Origin of the sequence: Coleofasciculus sp. G3-WIS-01, from assembly GCF_040223135.1 — a bacterium.
GTDB lineage: Bacteria > Cyanobacteriota > Cyanobacteriia > Cyanobacteriales > Coleofasciculaceae > Coleofasciculus.
Window position 1 is genome coordinate 1 of the sequence record NZ_JAVJZI010000219.1, and the last position, 6,357, is coordinate 6,357.

A 6,357-nucleotide genomic window follows, 5' to 3' on the forward strand; every position below is an offset into this window, starting at 1 on the left:
GCACTTAACGCACTCAATCAGGAGACATCCTTTAAGCGTAGTCTCAGGCAAAAAAGCTTTCCATGCGGCGATGAATAATGACTATATGATTACTGTTCTCAACTCCTTTTGTCAAGCTTAATTGAGATGCTCTCACCCTGGTAGTTGCACCAGATGTTTTAAGCGTGCTTTGACCGCACAGATTTCAGCATCTAGTTGGTCGGCTAACTCAGCTTGCGTGTCAGCAGTAATTTCCTGGTCTGTCTGATTTTCCCAGATTTCTTTTAGAATAGCATCTTCTTCTTCTGGAGTTTCAGCCATTTCCAATTGATTCCAAAGTTCGACCGCTTGTATCGAATATCTGGCTAATGAATTTTTTGCTAAATACATGAGTTACCACCTTCCGCAACTGTGAAAATAATCATCAATGATTTCGATGTGTTCGAGTATGGCTAACGTTCCTGCTGTGGGTTCGTCTTCCAAATTTTGAAGATTAATATCTCCATCTCCTACTTCCCGATTTTCCATCTCTGGAATCAGTGATAATGGGTCGGATAGGAAGTCTACTGCTTCAACAAAAGGAGTATTATTGTAGGTCGTGAGATTTTTGGTTGGCTTGTCAGTTTCACATTTTTCGTTGGACACGGTTATGCGACACCTCATTTATCTTTTCAGACAAAAAATTCTCAATCCAGGGAAGTTCAAGAATGTCTTCCATTTCGGGTAGAAGCCCTTAAGTTGTCAATTTTTCTCAGAGCAGGAACCCGTTGCTTGCGACGAGAAGTTTTCTCTTCAGGCTGTTCATTAAATTCTTCAGAATAGTTATCTTCGTCGTCTTCAAGATTGTAGTTATCCGCATCAGTATCGTTATCAGATTCTGAGTTCTCCAGTACGCTTTCGTCTGTCTGCTTTCCGGGTTTCTGCAATGCCGATGTGGGTATTGGGCTAGTTGAGATAGTGATGATGTCATAGCCGAGTTCTAGGATTAGTGAATGCACGACGCTTTCTATCTGCTCATCAGATAAATTTGGAGTGGTTCTCTTCAGTTCCTGTCGTTTAATTAGCCTCCACACTTCCAAAGTTTCTTCTGGTGTTGCAGTTTTCAACATCGATTTGATTTTTCTGGCAATTTTGTCCTGTGTAGATTTAACACGGGTTAGGGCAGTTTTTTGCGTACTATTGGGCTGATTTTTAGACATGAGTATTGGCGTACAAAGTTTTTATTGTCACCCCGTCAAGGGCGGTAGCCCATTTATAATTGGATGCCATCGGGAATTAGGTAGATTTTTTTTTATTCATTGGTATGAGGGGACTCTACGCTTTGTTTGAGTAAGTTATCGAGTAATAACCGCCTTCAAGTGGTTTATAGGTTTTCGTGTATATTATTATGGTCAGTAAGATAGAAAAAATATACTCCGATGGAGCTTGTTCTGGAAATCCGGGACCCGGAGGCTGGGGCTGTGTTGTGGTGTTCAGCGATGGTTCTACCCATGAGATAGGTGGAATGGAGTCGAACACGACAAACAATCAAATGGAATTAAAGGGTGCGATCGCGGGGTTAGAGTTTCTCTTAGCTTCAGGTCAAAGAGAAACCGTTGAGTTCTATATAGATAGTCAGTATGTTCAAAAGGGTATTACTGAGTGGATTGAGGGATGGAAACTGCAAGGGTGGCGCAACTCATCGGGTAAGCTAGTAAAAAACCGGGAATTGTGGCAGCAGTTGGATAATTTGAATTCTACACTGTCGCAGCTTCTTGACGCTCCAATTGACTGGCGATACGTCCAGGCTCATGCAGGTCACATCCATAACGAGCGTTGCGATGCCATAGCTGTTGCCTTTTCTCAGAATAAAGTTCCTAATTTAGTTGTTAGTGATACTCCTGTGGTATTGGGTGATGGGAGAGAAAGACAATCGAATAATCGGAGCAAGATTTCTCATGCCAAGTTCAAAGAACAAAAACATCTGAACAAGCAAACCCAAATGTTACCCCCCGTAAACATTTACAGTAAATCACCCGATTGGTTGGGAGCATCCTTGACTAACCCAACAACAGTGGCAGAGTATTGGGCTACCAAGAGACAGAGCGGTATTAAAGATAAATTTCCAGTTTTCTTTGGCGGTAAGTTTTGGAAAGATGCAGAAGAAGCTTATCAGTATTTTAAACAAGATGTCCCCCTAGGCTCGAAGCGAGAGAAATTAATGGCTTCTATTCTTGAAGCCAAGTTGAATCAGTACCCAGAGCTAATTACAGAAATTGACAAGCGAGGTGGTCGTCTTTGGTTAGAGACGTGCGAACATAGAGTTAATGGGGGTTTTTGGGAAGGTAAGGGAACAGACAGCCCTTTTATTTCTGCTTTGAGTAAAGCTTACGAACGGGCATCGTTGCGGCTACGTCAAAAGGAAGCAGATTCGACAATGACCGTTGCTTTTTCAGGGAGTCGTGCCAAGTATTTTAAGGCGTGTCCGAATTGGGATAAACGGGCTAAAAATAGTCTGAGAGACATGGTAAAAACGGCTTTTGATACGGCTTTTTCTCTGAATTACGATCGCCTGACGTTTGTAACGGGTATGGCAACAGGAATTGACCAGTGGGGCGCAATTGAGGCGATGAGGCTTCGCCAACAACAGCGCCAGGGGCTATTGAAAGCGACTCCCAAAATAGAAGTATTGGCTTCTGTTCCTTGTATTGGTCAGGAAAGAGTATGGAATCAGAAAGACAAAGACCGCTATTTCAAACTTTTGAGTCTTACTGATGATGTGCATTTGGTCAGCCGCGAGTTCTACAAAAGTCCCGTTCAATTGTTTGATCGCAATGACGATATGCTCAACAGGCTTACTGGCAAAAATGATATGTTGCTGGTGGTGCAAGTGGCGGGTTCGAGGGGGACTCAGGATGCCATCAATAAAGCTTTATCCCAAGGAAAAGAGTTACTTTTGTACGAACCGGACAAAAAGGGGACTCAAGAGCAGAGGTACACTTATTTTGCAAAGGAAACAGAGGGTTCTACGCCTCCATCGCCTGAACTGGCAGCAAGATTGATGGCGATGAAGAAGGAGCAAATAGTAGTAGAACAGGTGCAATTTCAGCATTCACCTAATTCCCAGGAGGTGGAATTATGAGGCAACCCCCTGGCTTTTACCCAGTTATCCTTTTCTGCATGGGGGGTGATTTTCCTATACCTGGTACATCTTGGCGTTACTCGGCTGATTTTATTCTGGTTCATCAACCGACAGGTTTAGCGATAGATATCGAAATTGATGAACCTTATGAAGGGCGCACGGGAAAGCCTCATCATTGTGTGGATAGGGGTAAAGACAGTCAGCGCAATCGGTTTTTCTTAGAAAGAAATTGGGTGGTGATTCGGTTTTCTGAGTTGCAAGTTGTCAAGTACCCAGATTCCTGCTGTAAGGCGATCGCTAGAGTTGTTGCTCAAATTACGGGCGATTATAGGGGTTTGGTTCGGCTACAAAGTATTGATGATTTGACTCTTCACAAGCAATGGACTGTCAAGGAAGCTAGGTATATGGCTAAAACTAGATTCCGTAATTCTTACTTGCAAGCTAGTTAGAGAGGCCACTCCGGTGTTTGTCCTGAGAAAGCGATCGCACCTAGTGCAGTGCAATCATGCGATCTGCTTTGCAGCAGCGCTAGGCTAACGCCGACGCTCGTTCCTCGCTAACGCTGCGCTATCGCTTTGCTGCTAGCGCACCATGCTACGCAAACGCTAACGCTATCGCAACCCTCGTCACTGTCTATCAAAACCGATACGATGAGGAATAAGTCTCTCAGTGACTGAAGTTGTCCTATGCGTTCGCCATTTCCGGGAATGAACCCCTATCTGGAAAATCCAGAGCTGTGGTCAGCGGTGCATAACCGTTTGATTGTGGCAATTGCAGATGACTTGGTAGATTGTCTCAGTGAGAACTATCGAGTCGAAATTGAAAAGCGGACTTACTTTAGTAACGATGAACAGAGCGTTTTAGTTGGCATTCCTGATGTGGCGGTGCTGACTGGCAAAACGGCAGAACCGACATCATCTGTTGCTACTGTATCATTACCCGTTCAACCTGAGCAGGTGACAGTTCCTGCTGCCGAAGAAGTAAACGAGCGGTATCTGGAAATTCGAGACGTGGCGACGGGTACTGTCGTTACTGTCATTGAGCTTTTGTCTCCCAAGAATAAACGTCCTGGGGAAGGGCGACTGGCTTACGAACGCGAACGAAATCGAGTTTTAGCTAGTGCGACTCATCTGGTAGAAATCGATCTGTTGCGGGGTGGCAAACCTTTTCCGATTAGAAGTGAAAAATTGGGGGATTATCGCATTCTAGTTTGTCGGGGCGAGCGGCGACCGACGGGGGAATTATATGCGTTTGGCTTACGACAATCGATTCCCCCTGTACTGATTCCGCTGATGCTGGGTGAAGAGGAGCCAATTTTAGAGTTACAACCGTTGCTTGATCGCGTTTACGAAAAAGGGCGGTATTATTTGGCGATCGATTACTCCCAGCCGCCACAACCGCCACTTTCTGAGGAAGATATGGGGTGGGCGGAAACGTTATTGAGAGGGTGATTCGAGAAGCGCGATCGCTACGCTTCATGCATATATTCAAGTGCAGGATGAGAGCGATTGCACCTTGCAGGTGAAAGTTTACAAATCTCTACAAGGTTTCTGGAACGAAGTCGAGGCGAATTGAAGGATGAAGTAAGTGCTACGTCAACCGTCAGGCACATCCCTGCAAGATGAACATCATACCCAGAGAGGCTCAATGGACGAAGAACGCCAAAATGCCTACTATCAGCTAATTTATGCGCTGCTCAACAGCCCCAGTGGTCAAGAACTAGAGATTTTGCTGGCTCAGCCAGACCTGTTTGATGCTGACTTGGTTCAGACGATGCTACAGGTCGCAGCCAATATGATAGGGCAGGGCGACTTAAACACTTCTAATCAATTAATGAATTTTGCTGGTCAGATGTTGGGTGTGTATGGTGGTATCCCCCTACAACTAATATCAGGTAACTCATCGATTTGGAAACAGTTAGAAGCAGACCAACTAATGCAGCAAGGGGTTGAGAAGTTACAATGTGGTCAATCTCAAGCTGCCTTGCACTCATGGCAACAGGCATTGACCATCTTTCAGGAAATTGGAGATCGCCAAGGAGAAGGGTCAGCTCTCGGAGCGCTTGGTAATGCTTACCATTCCCTTGAGGATTATGTCAAAGCAATTGAATACAATAAGCAGCATTTGGTGAGCGCTCAGGAAATTCAAGATCGCCAAGGTGAAGGAGTTGCTCTGGGAAATCTTGGATTTGCTTACTATTCTCTGGGCGATTACGACCAAGCGATGAAGTATCAGCAACAAAGTTTGACCATTGCACGGGAAGTCAAAAATCGTTACGGCGAAGGAACAGCTTTATTAAATTTGGGACTGGCTTACTCTTCTGTGGGTAACTACGACAAAGCAACTGAGCATCTGCTGCTGAGCTTGGAGATTGCACAGGAAACCACAGACCGCTATGGTGAGGGTCAATCTCTGGGAGCCTTGGGAAGTGTTGACTATGCCCTAAAAAACTATGAGGAGGCTATTGAATTTTATCGGCAGTGCTTGATAGTTAAGCAGGAAGTTCAAGACCGTAAGGGGGAAGCGGTAGTTCTGAAAGATTTAGGACGTGCCTACCATGCCCTGAAAGATTATGATAAAGCGGTTGAGTCCTATCAGGAGTATCTGGCGATTGTACGGGAACTCCAAGACTCTCAGGAGGAGTGGGCAACTCTTGGAACTTTGGGACTTGCCTACCGCGAGCAAGGGTATCATACCAAAGCACTTGAGTACTTTGAGCAAGGTTTGATGATGGCATGGGAACTCCAGGATCGTCAAAAGGTGGCAATGGTTTTGGGGGTTCTGGCAGTTACTTATCGTATTCTCGGAAAGTGTGAATTAGCAATTGATTACCATCAGCAGCGTTTAGCAATCACACGACAAATTCAAGACCGCCAGGGTGAGGGAACAGCTTTGCAAGATTTAGGAGTTGTATACACTTACCTGGGAGATAATAAAAAAGCAATTGAGCATCATCATCAGCATTTGGTAATTGCTCAGGAACTCCATGACTGCAAAGAAGAATGGAATGCGCTGTTAAATCTAGGAAATGCGGGTCTTCCGTACTTAGTGTGCTAAACTATTAAAATAAACCTTAAAATAATAAGATAAAAATGGCAAGGATAAAAAGAGAAATAACTAAGCTCCTAAACCTGCCGGGAGTTATAGCAGAAAATATCCAAGATGCTGAAGAAACATTAATTGTCTCTGTTCGGGTACAAAAGAAAACAGCGAAATGCCCCCGTTGTGGTCATACGAGCCGTCGTCTCCATCAAAAT

The 6,357-nt window shown here is 44.6% G+C and carries 7 protein-coding genes; 4 read left to right on the plus strand and 3 right to left on the minus strand.

All coding sequences use genetic code 11. From position 1 onward, the window contains the following. Nucleotides 1–132: 132 nt before the first annotated feature. Genes RIM23_RS22545 through RIM23_RS22555 form a run of 3 tightly spaced genes read right to left on the minus strand, consistent with a single transcriptional unit; the run spans nucleotide 133 to nucleotide 1,178 of the window. The gene (locus tag RIM23_RS22545) at nucleotides 133–369 is read right to left on the minus strand and encodes a hypothetical protein (protein ID WP_446369504.1); all 237 of its coding nucleotides are present in this window, start codon (nucleotides 367–369) and stop codon (nucleotides 133–135) included. A gap of 3 nt (nucleotides 370–372) precedes the next feature. Then, nucleotides 373–624: a hypothetical protein gene (locus RIM23_RS22550; RefSeq protein WP_446369506.1), complete on the minus strand. Its 252-nt coding sequence runs from the start codon at nucleotides 622–624 to the stop codon at nucleotides 373–375. A gap of 56 nt (nucleotides 625–680) precedes the next feature. Next, complete coding sequence (locus tag RIM23_RS22555; RefSeq protein WP_446369508.1) at nucleotides 681–1,178, minus strand: hypothetical protein; 498 nt, start codon at nucleotides 1,176–1,178, stop codon at nucleotides 681–683. A 176-nt stretch (nucleotides 1,179–1,354) separates the two neighbouring features. On the opposite strand from RIM23_RS22555, the gene RIM23_RS22560 reads away from it, so the two are divergent. From RIM23_RS22560 to RIM23_RS22575, 4 genes are all read left to right on the plus strand, one after another. Beyond that, nucleotides 1,355–3,100 carry an SLOG family protein gene (locus RIM23_RS22560; RefSeq protein WP_446369510.1) on the plus strand — a complete coding sequence of 582 codons (1,746 nt, stop codon included), beginning with the start codon at nucleotides 1,355–1,357 and terminating at the stop codon, nucleotides 3,098–3,100. Beyond that, a complete protein-coding gene (locus tag RIM23_RS22565; RefSeq protein ID WP_446369512.1) occupies nucleotides 3,097–3,549 on the plus strand; it encodes a hypothetical protein in 453 nt (150 codons plus the stop codon). Before RIM23_RS22560 ends, RIM23_RS22565 begins: the two co-directional genes overlap by 4 nt. A gap of 237 nt (nucleotides 3,550–3,786) precedes the next feature. Beyond that, entirely contained in the window at nucleotides 3,787–4,551 is a 765-nt protein-coding gene (locus RIM23_RS22570; protein ID WP_446369514.1) for a DUF4058 family protein, read from the plus strand. A 136-nt stretch (nucleotides 4,552–4,687) separates the two neighbouring features. Then, nucleotides 4,688–6,157, plus strand: coding sequence for a tetratricopeptide repeat protein (locus tag RIM23_RS22575; RefSeq protein WP_446369516.1), 1,470 nt, complete (start codon nucleotides 4,688–4,690; stop codon nucleotides 6,155–6,157). The last annotated feature ends 200 nt before the right edge of the window (nucleotides 6,158–6,357 follow it).